Genomic DNA, 20,108 nt, shown 5'->3' with positions numbered 1-20,108 from the left:
TTAGCTAGTACTTGGGAGATTCCCACATGGACATCCGCCACCCGTTGTACCAGGCCATTGCCAGCGTCCTTGCCGGCATCCTGATCCTCAACCCCATCGTCGCGGCTGCGGCCGAGCTGGCAGTGGATGCGGCGGCGGGGGGCAATACCCACCTGGGTGCAGCGGGCAACGGCGTGCCGGTGGTGAACATCGCTACGCCCAACGGCGCGGGGCTCTCGCACAATAAATTCACCGACTACAACGTCGGGCAGAACGGCCTGATCCTCAACAACGCCACCGGCAAGACCCAGGCCACCCAACTGGGTGGAATCATTGTTGGGAATCCGAACCTCAAGGGCGGCGCGGCGCAGAAGATCCTCAACGAAGTCACCGGGGCCAATCCCTCGCAATTGCGCGGCTACACCGAAGTGGCCGGTCAGTCCGCCCACGTCATCGTCGCAAATCCCCACGGCATCACTTGCAACGGCTGCGGCTTCATCAACACCCCGCGCGCCACGCTGACCACCGGCAAGCCGTTGATGGACGGCGAGCGCCTGCGCGGCTATGACGTCGACGGCGGCGAGATCGCCATCGAAGGCGCCGGCCTGAATGCCAGCAATATCGACCGGTTCGAACTGATCACCCGCAGCGCCAAGCTCAACGCCGACCTTTATGCCAAGCAGCTCGCGGTGGTGGCCGGACGTAACCAGGTGGACGCTGAAAGCCTGGCCGCTACCGCCAAGGCCGACGACGGCAGCGCCAAGCCACAGCTGGCCATCGATAGCTCCGCATTGGGCGGCATGTACGCCGGCGCCATTCGCCTGGTAGGCACCGAGCAGGGCGTGGGCGTGAAGCTGGCCGGCAACATGGCCGCCAGCGGTGGCGATATCCAGATCGATGCCAATGGTCAGTTGTCCCTCGCGCAAACCAGTGCTGCCGGCAGCCTGCGCGCCAAGGCCAGTGACATCGCTCTCAACGGCCAGACCTATGCGGCCGGCGTCGCCGAGTTGAGCGCGACCGGTCAACTGAGCAACAGCCAGAGTCTGGCCGCCGGCCAGCGCGTGGCACTCAGTGCCGCGCAGGTCAGCAACAGCGGCATCGTCGAAGCCGGGGTCAACCCGGATAACAGCCGCAACGCCCAGGGCGACGTGGCGATCACTGCGCAGAACCTGCGCAACAGCGGCAGCGTGGTGGCCAGCCGCAACCTCGAAGCTAACGCCAGCGGCACGCTGGACAACCAGGGCGGCGCATTCAAGGGTGCCGACACCCGGCTCATCGCAGCGACCCTGGACAACCGTCAGGGGCGCCTGCTCGCCGGCAATCAACTGACGCTCAGCGCTGCGCGCCTGGACAACCGCAACGGCCAGGCCGTCGCCAATCGCCTGCAAGTCAGCGGTGGCGCGCTGGACAACCGCCTCGGCCGGATCGAAGCCGAACAAGCGCTGGACTTCACCCTCGACAGCCTCGACAACAGCGGCAAGGGCAACCTCGTCAGCAATGGCACCCTGCAAGCCCGCGTCCAGCAGAAGCTCGACAACCAGGCCGACGGCCTGCTTTCAGCCAAGGGCGCACTCGGCGTGCAGGCCGGTACCCTCGACAACCGGGGAGGACTGGTGGTCGGCGATGCCGGGGTGACCCTTTCCGGCGCCAGCCTGAACAACAGCGCGCTGGGCGTGATCAGCAGCCTGGGCGAGCTGAAACTCGACGTCGGCCAGCTGGACAACAGCCAGGGCGGCGCCCTCGACAGCGGCGCGGCCCTGCACCTGACCGCCGGCCAGGTGGACAACGATAAAGGCAGCGTCAGCGCCAAGGGCAATCTGCAGGCCAAGGCCGACCGCTTCAGCCAGCAGGGGGGTGAACTGCTCGCCCAGGGTGCGCTGAACCTCGAAGCCGGGCAGCTCGACAACCGTAACGGCGGCCTCATTGCCGCCAACAACGGTGTGACCCTCAAGGGCACCGACCTGCTCAACCAGGGCGGCGAAATCTCCAGCCGCGCCAAGGTCGACGTGCAGACCGCTAGCCTGGAAAACGGAGCCGGCAAGGTCATCGGCGACGCCGGCCTCAACCTGCAGGTGCAACGCATTGCCAACAGCGCCGGCATCCTGTCCGGCCGCGACGGCCTGACTGTCACCGGGCAGAGCCTGGACAACAGCCAGGGCGGCCTGCTCAACAGCCAGAAGAATCTCTGGCTGCAACTGGCCGGCGCCCTCGATAACAGCGGCAACGGCGCGCTGCTCAGCCAAGGCACCTTGACCCTCAACGCCGGCAGCCTCGACAACCGCGCCGGCACTGTATCCAGCGCTGGCCAACTGTTCTCGCGCCTGGCCGGCGCCCTGAACAACCAGGGCGGCAAGCTGCTCAGCGACGCGGCTATCGACCTCGCCGGAGCCGACCTGAACAACGCCGGCGGCATCCTCAGCGCGGCGGGTGACATCAGCCTTCAAGGCGCCCGGTTCGACAACAGCCAGAAGGGCCGCATCGTCACCGACGCCGCCATCCACCTCGCCACCGCCCAATTGGACAACAGCCAGGGCGGCAGCCTGTCCGCGCGCGGCGTCATCGATGGTCGTGTCACTGGCCTCGACCAGCACGGTGGCGGCCAACTGATTGGCCAGGGTGGCATCGACCTCGACCTGCAGGGCGGCGCCCTGAACAACGCCGGCGGCCTGCTCGGCAGCCCCGGCCAACTGGTCCTGCGCAACGTCGCCAGCCTCGACAACCGCGGCGGCGAAATCTCCAGCGACCGCGCCTTCACCCTGACCACCGGCGCCTTGCTCAACCAGGGTGGCAAGCTGATCTCCAGCGATCGCCTGACCCTCACCACGGGCGCGCTCAACAATAGCGGCGCCGGCGTGCTGTCTGGCAACAACGGCCTCACCGTCAACGCCGCCAGCCTCGACAACAGCCAGGGCGGCACCCTCGCCAGCCGTGCTGACCTGCTCGTGCGCAGCCAAGGGGCGCTGGACAACCACGGCGACGGCGCACTGGTCGCCGGTGGCAAACTCGATGTCGGCAGCGCCAGCCTGAACAACCAGGGCGGCCTGCTTTCCGCCGGTGGCAACCTGCTGCTGGCCACCGGCACCACCGACAATCGCGACGGTCGCCTGCTCGCTCAAGGGCGCCTCGACGGCACCACGGCCGACCTCGATAACCGCGACGGCGTCATCAGCGGCGCCCAGGGCCTCGACCTTGGCGCTGGCAACGTCCTCAACGGCGCCAGCGCTACTGGCAAACCCGGTGGCCTGATCACCAGCCAGGCCGCGCTGACCTTGCGCGGCGGCAAGCTCGAGTCCACCGGCGGCGGGGAAATCTCCGCCAAGGGCGATCTGCACCTGATCGTCGCCCAGCTCATCCAGCAGCAGGCGGCACTGATCGGCGAAGGCAAGGTCACGCTCGACCTGGGCAACGGTGCCCAGCGCGGCGACTTCGACAACCGTAGCGGCCTGCTCAGCGCCGGTGGCCTCCTGACGATCAACGGCCTGGGCAGCCTCGACAACCGCGGCGGGGAAATCTCCGCCAGCCAGGGCTTCACCCTGACCGCCAGTGGCACCCTCGACAACCGCGACCAGGGTCGCCTCATCAGCGCCGGCCAGCTCGACCTGAACGCCAACACCCTGCGCAACGCCAACCAGGGCCTGCTCTCCGGCTGGCAGGGCCTGGTGGTCAACGCCGCCAGCCTCGACAACAGCAGCGGCGGCACGCTGTCGAGCCGCGACGGCGCGCTGACCCTGACGCTCAGCGGCGCCCTCGACAACCACAACGAAGGCGCGCTGGTCAGCAAAGGCAAACTCACGCTCGGCGCCGGCAGTCTGAACAACGCCGGCGGCATCGTTTCCACCCAGGGCGACCTCGGCCTGACCCTCTCCGGCAACCTGGACAACAGCGCCGCCGGTCTGCTCAGCACCCAGGGCAGCCTGACCGGCAGCGCCCAGGCCATCGACAACCGTGGCGGGCAGATCAGCGCCGCCAGCATCGACTATGACGCCAGCAGCCTCGACAACAGCGGTGGCAGCCTGGTCAGCCAGGGCGCCCTGCGCCTGGGCCTGCTCGGCGCACTGCTCAACAATGGCGCCGGCTCGAAGATCGCCAGCGGCGGCCGGCTCAACCTGAATGTCGGCAGCCTGCAGAACCGTGGCGGCCAGCTCGCCAGCCAGGGCCTGCTCAAGGTCCTCGCCGGCAGCTTCGACAACAGCGCCGGCGGCACTGTGGCCGCGCAAACCGACCTGACCCTGACCCTTACCGGCGAACTGCTCAACGGCCAGGACGGCCTCATCTTCGCCAAGACCGGCCAGCTCAACGCCAGCGCCAGCCGCATCGACAACAGCGCCGGCACCCTGCAGGGCCAGGGCGACACCACCCTCACGACCACCGGCGCGATTGCTAACCAAAGCGGCCACATTATCAGCCAGAGCGGCCTGCTCGACCTGGGCAGCGCCAGCCTCGACAACAGCAGCGGCGGCGTCCTCAACGCCGCCAACGGCGACCTCAAGCTGGTCACCGGCACCTTCAGCAACAACGCCGGCACCACCCAGGCGAAGGGCCTCGACATCACCGCCACCGGCGGCATCGACAACCGCACCGGCCACCTCTCGGCCGTCAGCGGCGACAACCGCATCAGCACCAGCGACCTGAACAACCAGGGCGGCGGCCTGTATGCCGGCGGCCTGCTCTACCTGCGCGGCAACCAGCTGCTTAACGACGGCGCCGCCCTCGGCCAGGGCGGCAAGATCGGCGCCGGCAGCGTCGACGCCAGCCTCACTGGCGCGCTGAACAACCAGTTCGGCCTGATCGAAAGCAGCGGCAACCTGACCCTCGGTGCGGCCAGCATCAACAACGTGGTGGGTGCTATTCGTGCGCTGGGGCAGAGCGGCACCACCCAGGTCAGCGCCTCGGGCTTGCTCAACAACAACCTCGGCCGTATCGAGACCGCTGCACAGAGCCTCGACCTGCAAGCCGGCACATTGCAGAACGGCGCCGGCACCGTGCTGCATGTGGGCAGTGGCAACTTTGGCATCGACCTGGCCAAGGCCGGCCTGGCTGGCGGCAACTTCACCACCAACGGCAGCCTCACCTACCAGGCCGCCAACTGGACCAACAACGCTGTCATCCAGGCGCGTGTGCTCGACCTCGACATCGGGCAGCTCAATCAGGGGAGCTACGGCCAATTGCTGGCCGCGCAGAGCCTCATCGGCCGCGGCGGCAACTGGTCGAACGATGGCCTGATCGCCAGCGACGGCACCCTGGACCTCAACCTGAACGGCAACTACACCGCCAACGGCCGCTTGAGCAGCCTGGGCAGGCTCGACTTGAGTGCCGGCTACATCGGCGTCGGCCAGACCGGCAGCATCGCCGGCGGTGGCGCCATCACCACCGTCAGCACGGGCGGCACCCTCGATAACAGCGGCCGCCTGACGGCCACCCAAGACCTGCGTGTCAACACCGCCAGCCTCAACAACCGTGGCACCCTCGGCGGCGCCGGCAACCTGTACCTGGGCGCCAGCAACCTGCTCAATGAAAACAGCGCGCTGATCTTCAGCGGCGGCAACCTGCAGTTGCGCACGCAGAACTTCACCAACCGCAACGCCGATCTCTACAGCCTGGGCACCCTGCATATCGCCGCCAACGACCAGGACGGTTGGGCGAGCAGCGTGCAGAACATCTCCGGCAGCTTCGAAAGCGCCGGCGCCATGACCCTGCTGGTGCAGGATTTCGACAACCGCCGCGCCGACGATTTCCAGATCGGCGAGCGCATCGTCTCCGGCAGCATCCAGTTCAAGTACGACGACGTCTGCGACGGCAAGGGCTGCGAAGTCCACTTCCTTTCCCAGGAGCGCTCCGAGGACGTCATCCTCAAGGACGCGCCCCAGGCGTCGATCACTGCTGGCGGCGACTTCCGCTTCCGTGGCGGCTCCTTCGACAACCTGTACAGCAGCATCGGCTCGGGTGGAAACATCGATATCCAGACGGCCACCTTCCGCAACCAGGGTGCCGCCGGCGGCGTCGAGCGCCACTACAACGCCGAGTTCTACACCCGTAACGACAGCGAATACTGGGCCTTCCGCGCCAACAAGGACCTGTACAACCGCTACAACGATCCGAATTCGCCGGACTACGACCCTGGTCGCCTGACTCGCCAGCAGGTCTTCGAATCCGCCGGCTATCCGGGTGGCTTCTTCAAAATCACCACCTCCGACGTGGCAGTCTCCGGCACGCCCGCCGCCTCCGCGGTGATCCAGGCCACCGGCGACGTGGCGATCAACGCCAGCCAGCGTTTCGACAACAGCGTGGTGAAGCGCGATGCCGGCGCGCAGACCATCAGCCCGCGCGATGTCGGGGTCACCAATGGCGCCACCACCGTGCAACTGGCGATCACCTCGCAACTGCCACCGGACCTCGCCCAGAAGCAGGTCAACCCCGTCACCCTGCCGGGCTTCAGCCTGCCGCAGGGGGAGAACGGCCTGTTCCGCCTCAGCGGCCAGGGTGGCAGCGGTGGCAGCACCGGCGCCGTACAGGGCGCCGGCGATCTCAGCTTCAACGGCCAGACCATCAGTGCGGCGCAACGCGAGCAGAGCCTGGGCGGCGGCACCGCCGGCGCTGGCAACGTCGCCCTGGGCAATAACGCCGCCAGCACGGACGCACAGTCAGGCGCCGCCCTCAACGTCCCGCGCGTGCAGGGCTTGCCCAGCAGCGCCACGCCAAGCAACAGCCACAAGTACCTGGTCGAGACCAACCCCGAGCTGACCAGCCTGAAGAGCTTCCTCGGCTCCGACTACCTGCTCGGCCTGCTTGGCTACGACCCGGACAAGGCACAGAAGCGCCTGGGCGACGGCCTCTACGAACAGCGCCTGATCCAGCAAGCGGTGGTCGCCCGTACCGGCCAGCGCTACATCGACGGCATGGCCAGCGACGAAGCCCTGTTCAAGTACCTGATGGACAACGCCATCGCCTACAAGGACAGCCTCCAGCTGCAACTGGGCGTCGGCCTCAGCGCCGAACAGGTCGCGGCCCTGACCCACGACATCGTCTGGCTCGAAGAAGCCACCATCAACGGTGAAAAAGTCCTGGTGCCGGTGCTCTACCTCGCCCAGGCCGATGGTCGCCTGGCGGCCAACGGCGCCCTCATCATGGGCAACGACCTGTCCCTGATCAGCGGCGGCAACCTGACCAACCAGGGCACCCTGCGCGCCAGCGGCGATCTCGCCGCCAGCGCCACCAACCTCAACAACAGCGGCCTGATCGAAGCCGGCAACCGCCTCGACCTGCTCGCCGTCGACAGCATCCGCAACGCGGCTGGCGGCATCATCAGCGGTCGCGACGTCAGCCTCACCGCGCTGACCGGCGACGTCATCAACGAGCGCAGCATTACCTCGGTCGACGCCAGCAACGACGCCCACCGCATCCACAAGGACATCGCCAACAACGCCGCCCGCATCGAAGCCCGCGGCGACCTGGAGATCACCGCCGGGCGCGACTTGATCAGCGCCGGCAGCGTCATCCAGGCCGGCGGCAATGCCAGCCTCACCGCCGGGCGCGACCTGCGCCTGGAAGCCGCGCAGGAGGTCGACAGCTTCGATTTCCAGAGCCGCCGCGTCACCGGCAACGTCACCAGCGTCACCCAGCACGGCAGCGACGTGCAGGTCGGCGGCAACCTCGAACTGAACGCCGGCCGCGACCTCAGTGCGGTCGCCAGCCGCATTGACGCCGCCCGCGACATCGCCATGAGCGCCGGGCGCGACGTCGTCCTCGCCTCCGCCGCCAACGAAGAACACAGCGACGCCAAGTACAAGGGCGGCGGCAAGAAAGTCACCACCCAGGAGGACCACGTTGGCCAGCAGGCCACCGAAGTTACCGCTGGTGGCGACGTCCTGATCAGCGCGGGTGAAAACCTCACCCTCGTCAGCAGCAAGATCGGCGCCGGCAACGAGGCCTACCTGGTCGCCGGCGACAAGATCGAACTGCTCGCCGCCAACGACAGCGACTACTCGCTGTACGACAGGGAGGAAAAGGGCAGCTGGGGCAAGAAGAAGACCCAGCGCGACGAAGTCACCGACGTCCGCGCCGTGGGCAGCGAAATCAGCGCCGGCGCCGACATCACCCTGCTCAGCGGCGGCGATCAGAAGTACCAGGGCGCCAAGCTGGAAGCGGGCAACGACATCGCCATCCTCAGCGGCGGCGAAGTCACCTTCGAAGCGGTCAAGGACCTGCACCAGGAAAGCCACGCCAAGAGCGACAGCGACCTCGCCTGGACCAGCTCCAAGGGCGAAGGCAAGACCGACGAGACACTGCGCCAGACCCAGATGATCGCCCAGGGCAACATCGCCATCAAAGCGGTGGACGGCCTGAAGATCGACTACAAGCACATCGACCAGAAGTCGGTCAGCCAGGCCATCGATGCGATGGTGCAGGCCGACCCCAACCTCGCCTGGATCAAGGAAGCCGAGGCGCGCGGGGATGTGGATTGGCGGGCGGTGAAGGAACTGCACGACAGCTATTCCTACAGCCATTCGGGGATGGGCCAGGGTGCCATGCTGGCGGTAGTCATCGTGGTCACGGTGCTCACGGCGGGCGCTGCCAGTGCCGCCATTGGGGCTGCGGCAAGTGGCACTGCCGCCGGCGCCGCCGGGGGATCGCTTGCAGCCGCCACAGCGGGAACCGCTGCTACGGCTACATCGGCGGCTGTTGCCGGTACTGCTGCTGGCTGGGCCAACGTGGCTCTGTCCATGGGGGCGGCCTCGTTGGCTTCCACTGGTGCCGTCAGCACCATCAACAACAAGGGCAATATCGGCGCAGCGCTGAGTGACACTTTCAGCAGTGACAGCATCAAGCAAGCCATGATCGCTGCGGGCGTGGCTGGCGTTATGACGGCGTATGGCCCGGAATGGTTTGGTGGCAGAACCGACCCGGTGAACAACACCACCACCTCGACCAGTGGGGCTGCGAATGTGGTGGGTGCTGTACCGGACTTCACCAACCCCGCAGCCTGGGGCAAGTTCGCGGGCATGCAACTGACCCAGGGAGCGCTCACCGGCGCGGCCAACGAAGCATTGGGCCAGGGCAAGTTCGGTGATGCGATGCAGGGTGCGCTGTACAGCATCCTGCAGGCCAGTGCATTCAACGCCGTGGGCAACATGGGCTTCCCCAGCGGCGGTGCGCAGAATACTGCGGCACATGCTCTGGCTGGTGGCCTATTGGCTGAAGCCATGGGCGGTGACTTCAAGACTGGCGCTATGGCGGCCGGTGCCAGTGAGGCGCTGGCTAACGTGCTCACCAGCGGATTCCTGGAGGGCAATAGCGAACAAGCCAAGCGCCTGCAGCAAGCGGCTGCACAGCTAGTCGGCATCGTCGCGGCGGCTGGCGTGAATGGCGATCTGCAAATGGGCGGGGACATTGCCAAGAGTGGAATGGCCTACAACCGGCAGTTGCACCCTGAGGAAGAGCAAGCCATAAAACAAGAAGCGGAGAAAGGTGATTTCAAGGAAGAAAATCTGGAAAGAGCGGCCTGTTACTTGGTTAAGTGCTGGGCGGTCTATGAGCGGAACAGTACGGAATACAATGCGAAATATGTTTCCGATGAGGCGATGGCTGGTCTAGGTAATGAACTGGCTTGGGTAGAGGCGCAGCAGGATAAGGGCTTGTTTAATTATTCGGGCTGGGAAAAAACTAAAGATGCATGGAGTACAGATGTCGGACCAATTGGTAAATATACGGCGCAGGCAGCAGGCGGGGCCATAAGTGTTATGGGAGGCGCAACATTATGCTCTGCTGGGCTCGGGCTCGGATGCGCTGTCGGCGGTGGCGCAATGGCCATATTTGGTGCGGGTAATATAACGGAAGGAGGGACGGGATTCTATACCCATTTCGCCGGTGAGAATTTAGCTTCTTACAATCCGGTTAAAGAAACATTTAATTTGATTCCTGGTGGTTATGGCCCGCTAGTGTATAGTGGTGCCGATCTAGCAACCTCAATAGGGACTGGATTTGTTAAAGTTCCTTTGAAGATGGGCTTGGCGGATGGATTGAATCGACCAAATTCTATGTTTGGGGTGTTGGTTAATAAGGCTGATAATAATTATTTCATACCGGTTCTGAATGCGGGGACTCCATATGGTACTGCAGGGGCTATATATCTATTTGGAGTTGGCGCTAAAGGATATGATTTTGGTGGGAAGGTTGCAGAGTAAGTAGTGATCTGAGGGATTTAAATTGAATCGGGCTATTTTGTTTTTAATGCTATTTATTGTTGTTTTTGCAACATTCTCTTTTCTCATGTTCTCTTCTGTTGCGCTTGTGATGGCATTGTTGGATGTGAGTGATGATGTTCAGGGTTTTGTGTTTAAGAGATGCTTGCCAGTCATTTCATTCTTCTTGGTAGTGGCTTTTTTGATTCTAAAACGAGAGAGAGTAATGAGGGTGATTAGGGAGCTTTCATCGTAGGGGAAATGGACAGATTTATTTTTCTACTCTAATTCGCAAGTACCCGGTTCTTTAAGAGTTCGAATATAGCGAGGCTCCGCCCTGGATACACCTGTGCGACGGCCTCTACGAACAGCGCCTGATCCAGCAGGCGGTGGTCGCCCGTACCGGCCAGCGCTACATCGACGGCATGGCCAGCGACGAAGCCCTGTTCAAGTACCTGATGGACAACGCCATCGCCTACAAGGACAGCCTCCAGCTGCAACTGGGCGTCGGCCTCAGCGCCGAACAGGTCGCCGCGCTGACCCACGACATCGTCTGGCTCGAAGAAGCCACCATCAACGGTGAAAAGGTCCTGGTGCCGGTGCTCTACCTCGCCCAGGCCGAGGGGCGCCTGGCGGCCAACGGCGCCCTGATCATGGGCAACGACCTGTCCCTGATCAGCGGTGGCAATCTGACCAACCAGGGCACCCTGCGCGCCAGCGGCGACCTCGCCGCCAGCGCCACCAACCTCAACAACAGCGGCCTGATCGAAGCCGGCAACCGCCTCGACCTGCTGGCCATCGACAGCATCCGCAATGCCGCCGGCGGCATCATCAGCGGCCGCGACGTCAGCCTCACCGCGCTGACCGGCGACGTCATCAACGAGCGCAGCATCACCTCGGTCGACGCCAGCAACGACGCCCACCGCATCCACCAGGAAATCGCCAACAACGCCGCCCGTATCGAAGCCCGCGGCGACCTGGAGATCACCGCCGGGCGCGACCTGCGCCTGGAAGCCGCGCAGGAGGTCGACAGCTTCGACTTCCAGAGCCGCCGCGTCACCGGCAACGTCACCAGTGTCACCCAGCACGGCAGCGACGTGCAGGTCGGCGGCAACCTGGAGCTGAACGCTGGCCGCGACCTCAGCGCCGTCGCCAGCCGCATCGACGCCGCCCGCGACATCGCCATGAGCGCCGGGCGCGACGTCGTCCTTGCCTCCGCCGCCAACGAAGAACACAGCGACGCCAAGTACAAGGGTGGCGGCAAGAAAGTTACCACCCAGGAAGACCACGTTGGCCAGCAGGCCACCGAAGTCACCGCTGGTGGCGACGTCCTGATCAGCGCGGGCGAAAACCTCACCCTCGTCAGCAGCAAGATCGGCGCCGGCAACGAGGCCTACCTGGTCGCCGGCGACAAGATCGAACTGCTCGCCGCCAACGACAGCGACTACTCGCTGTACGACATGGAAGAGAAGGGCGGCTGGGGCAAGAAGAAGACCCAGCGCGACGAAGTCACCGATGTCCGCGCCGTGGGCAGCGAAATCAGCGCCGGCTCCGACATCACCCTGCTCAGCGGCGGCGACCAGAAGTACCAGGGCGCCAAGCTCGACGCGGGCAACGACATCGCCATCCTCAGCGGCGGCGAAGTCACCTTCGAAGCAGTCAAGGACCTGCACCAGGAAAGCCACGCCAAGAGCGACAGCGACCTCGCCTGGACCAGCTCCAAGGGCGAAGGCAAGACCGACGAGACACTGCGCCAGACCCAGATGATCGCCCAGGGCAACATCGCCATCAAAGCGGTGGATGGGCTGAAGATCGACTACAAGCACATCGACCAGAAGTCGGTAAGCCAGGCCATCGATGCGATGGTGCAGGCCGACCCCAACCTCGCCTGGATCAAGGAAGCCGAGGCGCGCGGGGATGTGGATTGGCGGGCGGTGAAGGAGATTCACGACTCGTACAAGTACAGCAACTCGGGGCTGGGTGCCGCGCCGCAGCTCATCATTGCCATCGTCGCCTCTTACTTCCTTGGGCCGCTGTATGGCGCCATGGCCAGCAACCTCGCGGTTGGAACCATCAACAATGGTGGCGATATCGGGCAAGGCCTTGAATACGCCACCACATCCGATGCTCTCAAGAGCTATGCGATGGCGGGTGTTGGTGAATACGTCATCTCGCCGAAGCTGGATAGTTACTTCAAGGTCTCCACAGACACCGCCAACCAAGTCACCAAGGGATTCGACCTTAGTACTTGGGCTGGCGAGAAAGGCATTGGTGCCTTTGCGGCCTATAACAGTGCTCAAGCGTTGTCCCAGGCAGTCATGCAGCAAGCAGCGTTCGGCGGCAGCTTCGCCGATAACCTGATGGATGCCTTTAGTACTCAGGCCGGCAACCTGGGTATGGCAGTCGGGTTCAATGGTGTGGGGGATTGGGCGGCGGGGCAGTATGGCGGCACTGTTTATCGGGACGGCAGCCTGCAGAAAATCGTTGCCCATGCCTTGATGGGAGGCCTGCTCGCCGAAGCAACCGGCAGCGATTTCAAGACCGGCGCCATGGCCGCCGGGGTCAATGAGGCCCTGGCCAACGTGCTACATGGCTGGGCTAAGGGCGATCCGAAGTTCGAGCTGATGGAGTCGCAAATCGTTGGCGTACTGGCTGCGGCAGCGGTGAATGGCGACGTAGGCAAAGGCGCGGAAATTGCGAAGAATGCTACCGCTTACAACCAGCAAGTGCATAGAGAGGCCTACCAGCGCCTGGAGCAAGGGTTAGATGCCTTACATGCGCAAGGTAAATATGAGGGTGTAGAGCCCGAAGCTGTATTGTACGAGCTCAATCGTATTGCTAGTGGGGAAGCAAGAACGGTTGCTGACCTTGATCCCAAGATCGCGGCCTTCCTTGGCGCTGAGTTTTCGCCAGCAACCTTGAGAGATACTCTGTTCGAGCCCTCGGATTGGGAAAATGGAGCGGCACTACTGGTCGACTTGCTTTCCCCGACGCCCGGAGGGAAAGCTGCAGCAGTTGAGAAGGTTACCGGGAAAATCTCCAAGGACGCTTTGGAGGCGCTGGAGAAGAAGTTTGCGGCAGATGCTGCGGAAAAGGCGGCTAAAGGCGTTGTAGGCTTTTCTGATGAAGCTGCGAAGGTTGCGCTGTCCAATGTTGGTCGCGTCGATCATTCTGCGAGACACTTAATAGATGCAGGAATAATTACTGCAAACTCTGGGTCTAAAGCTGCTCGCGAAGCATTCCAAGAAATAGGTGAAGTGATCCTAACAAATCCGATGAAAACATTTGATCACGTCATGGTGCAAGGTGGTCAACGGGTGAAAGGATTCTATCGGAGTATTAATGGAAATGATGTTGTGATTTTTGTGGCAAAAGAGGCTCGCGGAAAAATAGCGGCCGGAGATATCGTGACTGCTATTACGCCGTCTCCTCAACAGATGAAGAATTTTGGATTATGAATACAAAGAATAGCCTCGGAATTTATTGGTGTAACATAGATCAGCCTAGCGGGAAGGTTTATCAAGAGGAGGTCAGCGGGCTTATCTTTTATGGCTACTGGCAGCGAGGGTACACAAGTTCAATTGCAGATAACCTTTCAGGTTTCAATGCCATCTGGAATGGTGGAGTTGATATAAATCCCAGGGAGTGGAGTGGGGAAAATATGAGCAATCTGTCTGTTGAAGTTAAGCTGAATGTGTGGCCGGATAAAATTGATTGGATTTCATGTATTGAAAAATCTCTTAGATGGTTTGTAGATGGTGGTGCAATTGTATCTTGGTGTGGAACGGAGATGTCCAGTCCTGAGTTAGATATATTTATTCCTGAGGAGAGCTCTGGATCCATATACGCGGCATACAGTAAAGAGGCTGGTCTATTTATCGGATCTGGCTTGGATGAGGAGTTTAGAGAGTTGGATGAAAGACAGATTAAAGAATTTAAATTGGATATTTTGTTGCGAGGTCTAGATAGTTTTTAGTCTCTGAACCTGAGGTTGAAGTTTTTATTGATAAAGGGGCGGGTTTACTAGTCTACTGTCATTGGGCAAGTGGCGGAATGGGGACAGATTTATTTTTTTACTCTAAAGCTGGGCGCGGAGTCAGGATTAGAGTGCGGAAAATAAATCTGTCCCCTTTTTGGTCCTGGAAACTGTGGCTCAGCGTCTAGGGCCGGATTCGCAGGCATCAGGCCGCATAAATTTGATTTCAGAAAAAATGGTCTGCCCAAGTTGTAGTGATATTGTTAGTCAGTTTCGCGAGAGATACCCTAATATTCAATTAAATATCTTTACCATGGAGAAATGAAGATGTCATTCGACTTGACCGTGGAGGAGATATGCTCGGTAGTTTCTCGGCTTTATGAAAAGGCGATATCTCAGATTAACCTTAGGCCAGAGCAAGCCTTTGCATATGTTCAAGATGAAGCGGGCTCTCTTTGCACGACTGATGATGTAGGGTTTTTTGCGGTATTGCAGACAGCAATATTTAAGGAGGGAATGTGCTATGGATTGGAACTTTCTAGAGAAAGTCCTTATGCAGAAGACATGCTGGAGGTATTGGCTAGTGCGTATGATAATTGTTGCGCAGACGATTTGGCAGCGATTGGTCTTGAGGGGCAGCGGTTGGAGAATATGATTGACTGCATGAGGCAGGTTCGAGAGAAATATCTATTCTCTGAATAGTTGTGTCATCAAGAAAGCGAAAAGGAAAAGGGGACAGATTTATTTTTCTACTCTAATTCGCAAGTGCCCGGTTCTTTAAGAATTTGAATATAGCGCGGCCCCGCCCTGGATACACCTCGGCGACGGCCTCTACGAACAGCGCCTGATCCAGCAGGCCGTGGTCGCCCGTACCGGCCAGCGCTACATCGACGGCATGGCCAGCGACGAAGCCCTGTTCAAGTACCTGATGGACAACGCCATCGCCTACAAGGACAGCCTCCAGCTGCAACTGGGCGTCGGCCTCAGCGCCGAACAGGTCGCGGCCCTGACCCACGACATCGTCTGGCTCGAAGAAGCCACCATCAACGGTGAAAAAGTCCTGGTGCCGGTGCTCTACCTCGCCCAGGCCGAGGGGCGCCTGGCGGCCAACGGTGCGCTCATCATGGGCAACGACCTGTCCCTGATCAGCGGCGGCAACCTGACCAACCAGGGCACCCTGCGCGCCAGCGGCGACCTCGCCGCCAGCGCCACCAACCTCAACAACAGCGGCCTGATCGAAGCCGGCAACCGCCTCGACCTGCTCGCCATCGACAGTATCCGCAACGCGGCTGGCGGCATCATCAGCGGCCGCGACGTCAGCCTCACCGCGCTGACCGGCGACGTCATCAACGAGCGCAGCATCACCTCGGTCGACGCCAGCAACGACGCCCACCGCATCCACAAGGAAATCGCCAACAACGCCGCCCGTATCGAAGCCCGCGGCGACCTGGAGATCACCGCCGGGCGCGACCTGGTCAGTGCCGGCAGAGCGAAAAGGGGACAGATTTATTTTTCTACTCTAAAGCTAGGCGCGGAGTTAGGTTTAGAGTACGGAAAATAAATCTGTCCCCTTTTTTGTGCGAGCATAAGTGATGCCAATCCAAATTATGCCGTCGAAACAATTAGCATGAATCCTGATGGAACCAGAGTGGTAAGATTTACGACTCAGTTCGAGGATGGAAACTTATCGAAAATAAAAACCAGCACTTTGTTCCCTGAAAGCTGGACAGATCAAAGAATTATTGAGTCTATAAACAAAATAGGCAATACTCAGCCTATTGGTCAAAGAGTTTCTACCGGTGAAACGCTTTATCGGGGAACCGTTAATGGTGTGGAAATTGATGTAATAAGAAAGGGGAATGAGATCACGGCAGGGTATCCTGTTGGAGGGAAGCCTACACCTGGCTTCGTCCCTATAAATTAAGGTGGATTTAAAGTATGTATAATAATTTTGACAGTTGCATATTTGACTTTGCTCTGGAACGAGATCCCGGTGATTATTGGTATGATTGTGCTATTTTAGAAGCTTCTGATATTTTGAGAAGGTTTGATAAGGGCGACTGGGCGCGGCTCTTAAAGGAGTTAAAAAATAAGGATGTTTTCTGGAAAAAAAGGCTTGTGGAATGCCTGGGTGATTTGCATGTTGCATATGAGTTTGAAGTAATCTTACACATTATAAATACAAGTGATGAAGATTTGCTTGTTTCTTGCATTGATGCACTAAGGCTGTTGGATCTATCAAAATTGGGGAGGCGTGACCAAGAAGAGTTGTTGCTCAGGGTTTCTTTCTTGCTGAATGAAGCCTCTCCTCCAGTGAGAGAGATATTGGAAAGTTTTTCTGGAAAACTAAAGAGTTGATGAGTTAAAAATACCGCAAAGTGAACAGATTTATTTTTCTACTCTAATTCGAAAAGAATTCGAAAAGGGGACAGATTTATTTTTCCTACTCTAATCTCGGCTGATGTGAAGGAGACTTCGTACCTCTAGAGGTGGCAGCCTTTCTCCAAAACCAAATACACATGGAGAGAGCGATGCCTAGGGTTGGTCGTGTCATATTGCCTAACTACCCACACCATGTCGTTCAACGGGGCCATAACCGACAGGTGGTGTTCGTTGAGAGCGAGGACTACGAGCGCTATCTCGCTGACCTACGTGAGTTGAAGGATGCGTTTGGCGTTAAGGTTTATGCGTACTGCCTGATGACCAACCATGTGCATCTGCTTCTTGCACCGGATGAGTCAGTTACCGGTTTGAGTCAGTTGATGAAAACGCTCTCAGCACGGATGACGCGTTACAGAAATCGCTTAGAGCACCGTAGCGGAACGTTATGGGAAAGTCGCTTCAAGTCCAGCCTGGTCCAGTCGGACGCGTATTTGTTGGCATGCAGTCGCTATATAGAGCTGAACCCTGTGCGCGCCAGGTTGGTTCGGCGTGCTGCTGAGTATCCATGGTCCAGCTATACCCAGCACGTTGGGGACTCCTGCATGTGGATCGATAGCGATCCATGCTATGACGCGCTTGCCGAGTCTGAAGATGAGCGCCATGACCGCTATCGTGCTTTTCTTGGTCAGCTAGGTAGTGATGAAGAAAATCAACTCATCCGCGATGCGCTGCAGAGGGGCCAGTTGACTGGTAATTCTCGCTTTGTTGATGAGGTAGAGAGAATTTCCGGCGTCCGGATCGAGCGGCGTGGTCAAGGGAGACCATCTAAATTAGAGTAGGTAAAATAAATCTGTCCCCTTTCGGTCCGATAGTTCAGGCTACGGACGGGTGAGAGGGGGGTAATATATCCGTTTCGTCCAAGTTTCAAGAAGGTAGGCGAATGGGGCGAAAAGGGGACAGACTTATTTTTCTACTCTAAAACTAGGCGCGGAGTTAGGTTTAGAGTACGGAAAATAAGTCTGTCCCCTTTTTGGTCGGTCCCCTTTTTGGTCGAATTTGAATTTGACACATATCCCTGTGGATTTTTGAGAGATGAAATCTTCTAGTTATTATAAGGCTCTTCCGGAGTCCATGCCCGTGGAGGACATAAAGGTTGAGTTTTTAGATGTGCTGAAATGTTTAAAGTCTGAAAGTTTATCCAAAGAGAGCGCACTTGAGGCTTTTCAGAGTTGAGTGATAGGCAATGGAGTTCTTATTGCGTTCTGAGTGATGATGTGAGGTCTTCAGTAGCAGATGCCTTAATTTCAATGTGGGATGGCCGATGTATCGAGTCAGCAGAAACGATAGTTTCTATAGTTTCGAGGCTGGGGCTTGGGCGGGTTCTTAGATTTCTAAGTGAAATTGACCCCAGTCAGACATCTCCTGACGTGTATATGGAAATTCATGAGGCAGTAGAAGAGTTGAGAGATAGTGTGGAAGATCCTTATAGTGGGATGCAAAACTAGGCGAAACGGGACAGTGTCCCGTCCGAGCGTCCAAGCCATTTTCGCCGCTTGTTGGCGGGGTGGTTTTCTGGTCGCCATTTTCTGGTCGTCCCCTTTTCTGGTACTTTTCTGAATAAAAAATGAATAGTGCAAAGATTCTTCAGTTGGCCTTTATGCTTGTTAAGTGGGTGCTTGTATGTAGTGGGGCACTTTTTCTAGCGTCGACAGTTTCAATAGTATTTTTCATGCATTTAAGGGGGCAGGATTTCGACCTGTGGAATGTGATGGAGTCTGCTGCCGAGAGTGCTTTGAGAGGGGGAGGGATAATGGCCTTGTTTCTAGGAGCTGTTTTTGCAGTAAATTACTTTAAGTCTGGAAGGGGTTGAGAAAAAAGAAAAGTAACAAAAGGGGACGGAGTGGAGCGAAAAGGGGACAGATTTATTTTTCTACTCTAAAGCTGGACGCGGAGTCAGGATTGGAGTGTCGAAAATAAATCTGTCCCCGTTTTCTGCCAGGTTTTTTATTTCACACCATCACCGCCCTCGCTTCTGTTCATGATCAGCCTGATACAACGATTGTGCATCGGAGGCCAGCAACAACAGCGCCCTGCTGACCTGGCAAAACGGATTCTCTTCCGGGTCACCCAGGTGCAGTGAGAGGAAAGGGGACAGATTTATTTTTCTACTCTAAAGCTAGTCGCTGAGTCAGAGTTAGAGTGCGGAAAATACATCTGTCCCCTTTCTCTTATTGAGGGGCAGTCTCTCCAAATGAAAAAGCCCGCCAATCGGCGGGCTTTTTCATGGGCACAGCATTCAGCGCCGATTAGGCAGCGCAGCAATCACATCCTCTGCCTGCAACCCCTTGTCACGCTGGACGACGGAGAACTCCACGCGCTGCCCTTCGATCAGGATGCGGTGGCCCTCGCCGCGGATGGCGCGGAAGTGGACGAAGATGTCTTCGCCCGAGTCGCGGGAAATGAAGCCGAAGCCCTTGGAGGTGTTGAACCACTTCACGGTGCCAGTTTCGCGGTCGACGCCGGCGAAGGTTTCGATGGCAACGCTGGTGCTAGGTTTGTTGAGGCTGGCGATCCATTGCAGGACAACGGCGCCGGCCAGGCTGAGCAGCGGCAGCACGATGGCCGGTTGTTCGCCGATGAAGGGCAGGGGGGCGAGCAGGATCAGGATCTGCAGGACCACGGCCAGCACGACCAGGGCGGTGGCGAGGCTCTGCAGGGCGGAGGGGTGTTTCAGTTGGCTGCTCGGGGCGAGCAGTAGGCTGGTCAGACCGAGCAGGGCCAGGTAGATGGCATCGCTCTGTTGCAGGTAGGGCAGGGCATCACTACGCAGACTCGGGATAAGGGACAGCACGAGTGCGGCGACGCCCGTCACGAGATGGACGATCTTCAACATGGCTACGGATTCACCTTGAGCGGGTAACGAAATAAAGAAGCAGCCAGCCCCAGGTGCGACGCCAGAAAGGAAAAATGAAAGCGTGCCGGGCGGCCTATGCGAGAAACGCACGGCGGGTATTTAACCGCAATCCAGTTGCCTTCTCAAATCAACCGCTTAGGCCATTCGTAGGGGGAGGCAGCCGGCTTTCTGGCCGGCTGCTTATAAAGGGAAGGGGTTATTCGGCGAGCAGGCTACGCAGCATCCAGGCGGTCTTTTCGTGGACCTGCATGCGCTGGGTCAGCAGGTCGGCGGTGGGCTCGTCCGCCACCTTGTCGGCCAGTGGGAAGATGCTGCGGGCGGTACGCACCACTGCTTCCTGGCCCTGCACCAGCAGGCGGATCATTTCCTGGGCGTCCGGTACGCCTTCTTCTTCCTTGATCGAGGACAGGCGGGCGTAGGCGGCGTAGGTGCCGGGCGCCGGGAAGCCCAGGGCGCGGATGCGCTCGGCAATGCTGTCCACGGCCAGCGCCAGTTCGTTGTACTGCCCTTCGAACATCAGGTGCAGGGTGTTGAACATCGGCCCGGTGACGTTCCAGTGGAAGTTGTGGGTCTTCAGGTACAGCGTGTAGGTGTCGGCCAGCAGGCGGGACAGGCCGTCGGCGATGGCGGCGCGATCTTCTTTGGCGATTCCGATATCGATGTCCATGGCGATCTCCTC

9 protein-coding genes and 3 pseudogenes are annotated in these 20,108 nt (G+C 59.5%); 9 read left to right on the top strand and 3 right to left on the bottom strand.

The genetic code is table 11. The features are described from left to right. Positions 1-26 precede the first annotated feature (26 nt). From LDJ84_RS22910 to LDJ84_RS22870, 9 genes and pseudogenes are all read left to right on the top strand, one after another. Entirely contained in the window at positions 27-10,160 is a 10,134-nt protein-coding gene (locus tag LDJ84_RS22910) for a filamentous hemagglutinin N-terminal domain-containing protein (RefSeq protein WP_226045462.1), read from the top strand. A 344-nt stretch (positions 10,161-10,504) separates the two neighbouring features. Then, positions 10,505-12,745 (top strand): annotated as a pseudogene (locus LDJ84_RS22905) (DUF637 domain-containing protein); the annotation flags it as partial. Positions 12,746-13,611: 866 nt separating this feature from the next. Continuing rightward, entirely contained in the window at positions 13,612-14,133 is a 522-nt protein-coding gene (locus LDJ84_RS22900) for a hypothetical protein (RefSeq protein WP_226045461.1), read from the top strand. A gap of 172 nt (positions 14,134-14,305) precedes the next feature. Beyond that, the gene (locus LDJ84_RS30975) at positions 14,306-14,458 is read left to right on the top strand and encodes a deaminase domain-containing protein (protein WP_226045460.1); all 153 of its coding nucleotides are present in this window, start codon (positions 14,306-14,308) and stop codon (positions 14,456-14,458) included. A 2-nt stretch (positions 14,459-14,460) separates the two neighbouring features. Further along, positions 14,461-14,835, top strand: coding sequence for a hypothetical protein (locus LDJ84_RS22890; protein WP_226045459.1), 375 nt, complete (start codon positions 14,461-14,463; stop codon positions 14,833-14,835). A gap of 115 nt (positions 14,836-14,950) precedes the next feature. Then, positions 14,951-15,619 (top strand): annotated as a pseudogene (locus tag LDJ84_RS22885) (hypothetical protein); the annotation flags it as partial. Between the two features lie 141 nt (positions 15,620-15,760). Continuing rightward, a complete protein-coding gene (locus LDJ84_RS22880; protein ID WP_226045457.1) occupies positions 15,761-16,057 on the top strand; it encodes an EndoU domain-containing protein in 297 nt (98 codons plus the stop codon). 14 nt (positions 16,058-16,071) lie between these two features. Next, positions 16,072-16,491 (top strand): hypothetical protein, encoded by a 420-nt coding sequence (locus tag LDJ84_RS22875; protein ID WP_226045456.1) that lies wholly within the window; start codon positions 16,072-16,074, stop codon positions 16,489-16,491. 173 nt (positions 16,492-16,664) lie between these two features. Beyond that, positions 16,665-17,354, top strand: a complete 690-nt coding sequence (locus LDJ84_RS22870) for a transposase (protein ID WP_226045455.1) — start codon at positions 16,665-16,667, stop codon at positions 17,352-17,354. Between the two features lie 1,457 nt (positions 17,355-18,811). Here LDJ84_RS22870 and LDJ84_RS22865 read toward each other — a convergent pair. The 3 genes and pseudogenes from LDJ84_RS22865 to LDJ84_RS22860 all read right to left on the bottom strand — a co-directional run bounded on the left by LDJ84_RS22865 (position 18,812) and on the right by LDJ84_RS22860 (position 20,096). Further along, on the bottom strand, positions 18,812-19,051 hold the full coding sequence (locus tag LDJ84_RS22865; RefSeq protein ID WP_192430913.1) for a cold-shock protein: 240 nt from the start codon (positions 19,049-19,051) through the stop codon (positions 18,812-18,814). A gap of 45 nt (positions 19,052-19,096) precedes the next feature. Continuing rightward, positions 19,097-19,408 (bottom strand): annotated as a pseudogene (locus LDJ84_RS30815) (cold shock domain-containing protein membrane protein); the annotation flags it as partial. 217 nt (positions 19,409-19,625) lie between these two features. Beyond that, positions 19,626-20,096, bottom strand: a complete 471-nt coding sequence (locus LDJ84_RS22860) for a Dps family protein (RefSeq protein WP_024763362.1) — start codon at positions 20,094-20,096, stop codon at positions 19,626-19,628. Positions 20,097-20,108 lie beyond the last annotated feature (12 nt).

The sequence above is a fragment of the Pseudomonas sp. HS-18 genome (assembly GCF_020401845.1).
Lineage (GTDB): Bacteria > Pseudomonadota > Gammaproteobacteria > Pseudomonadales > Pseudomonadaceae > Pseudomonas > Pseudomonas nitroreducens.
The sequence above is the reverse complement of the archived record's forward strand: the minus strand, read 5'-3'. Positions and strand labels throughout refer to the sequence as shown.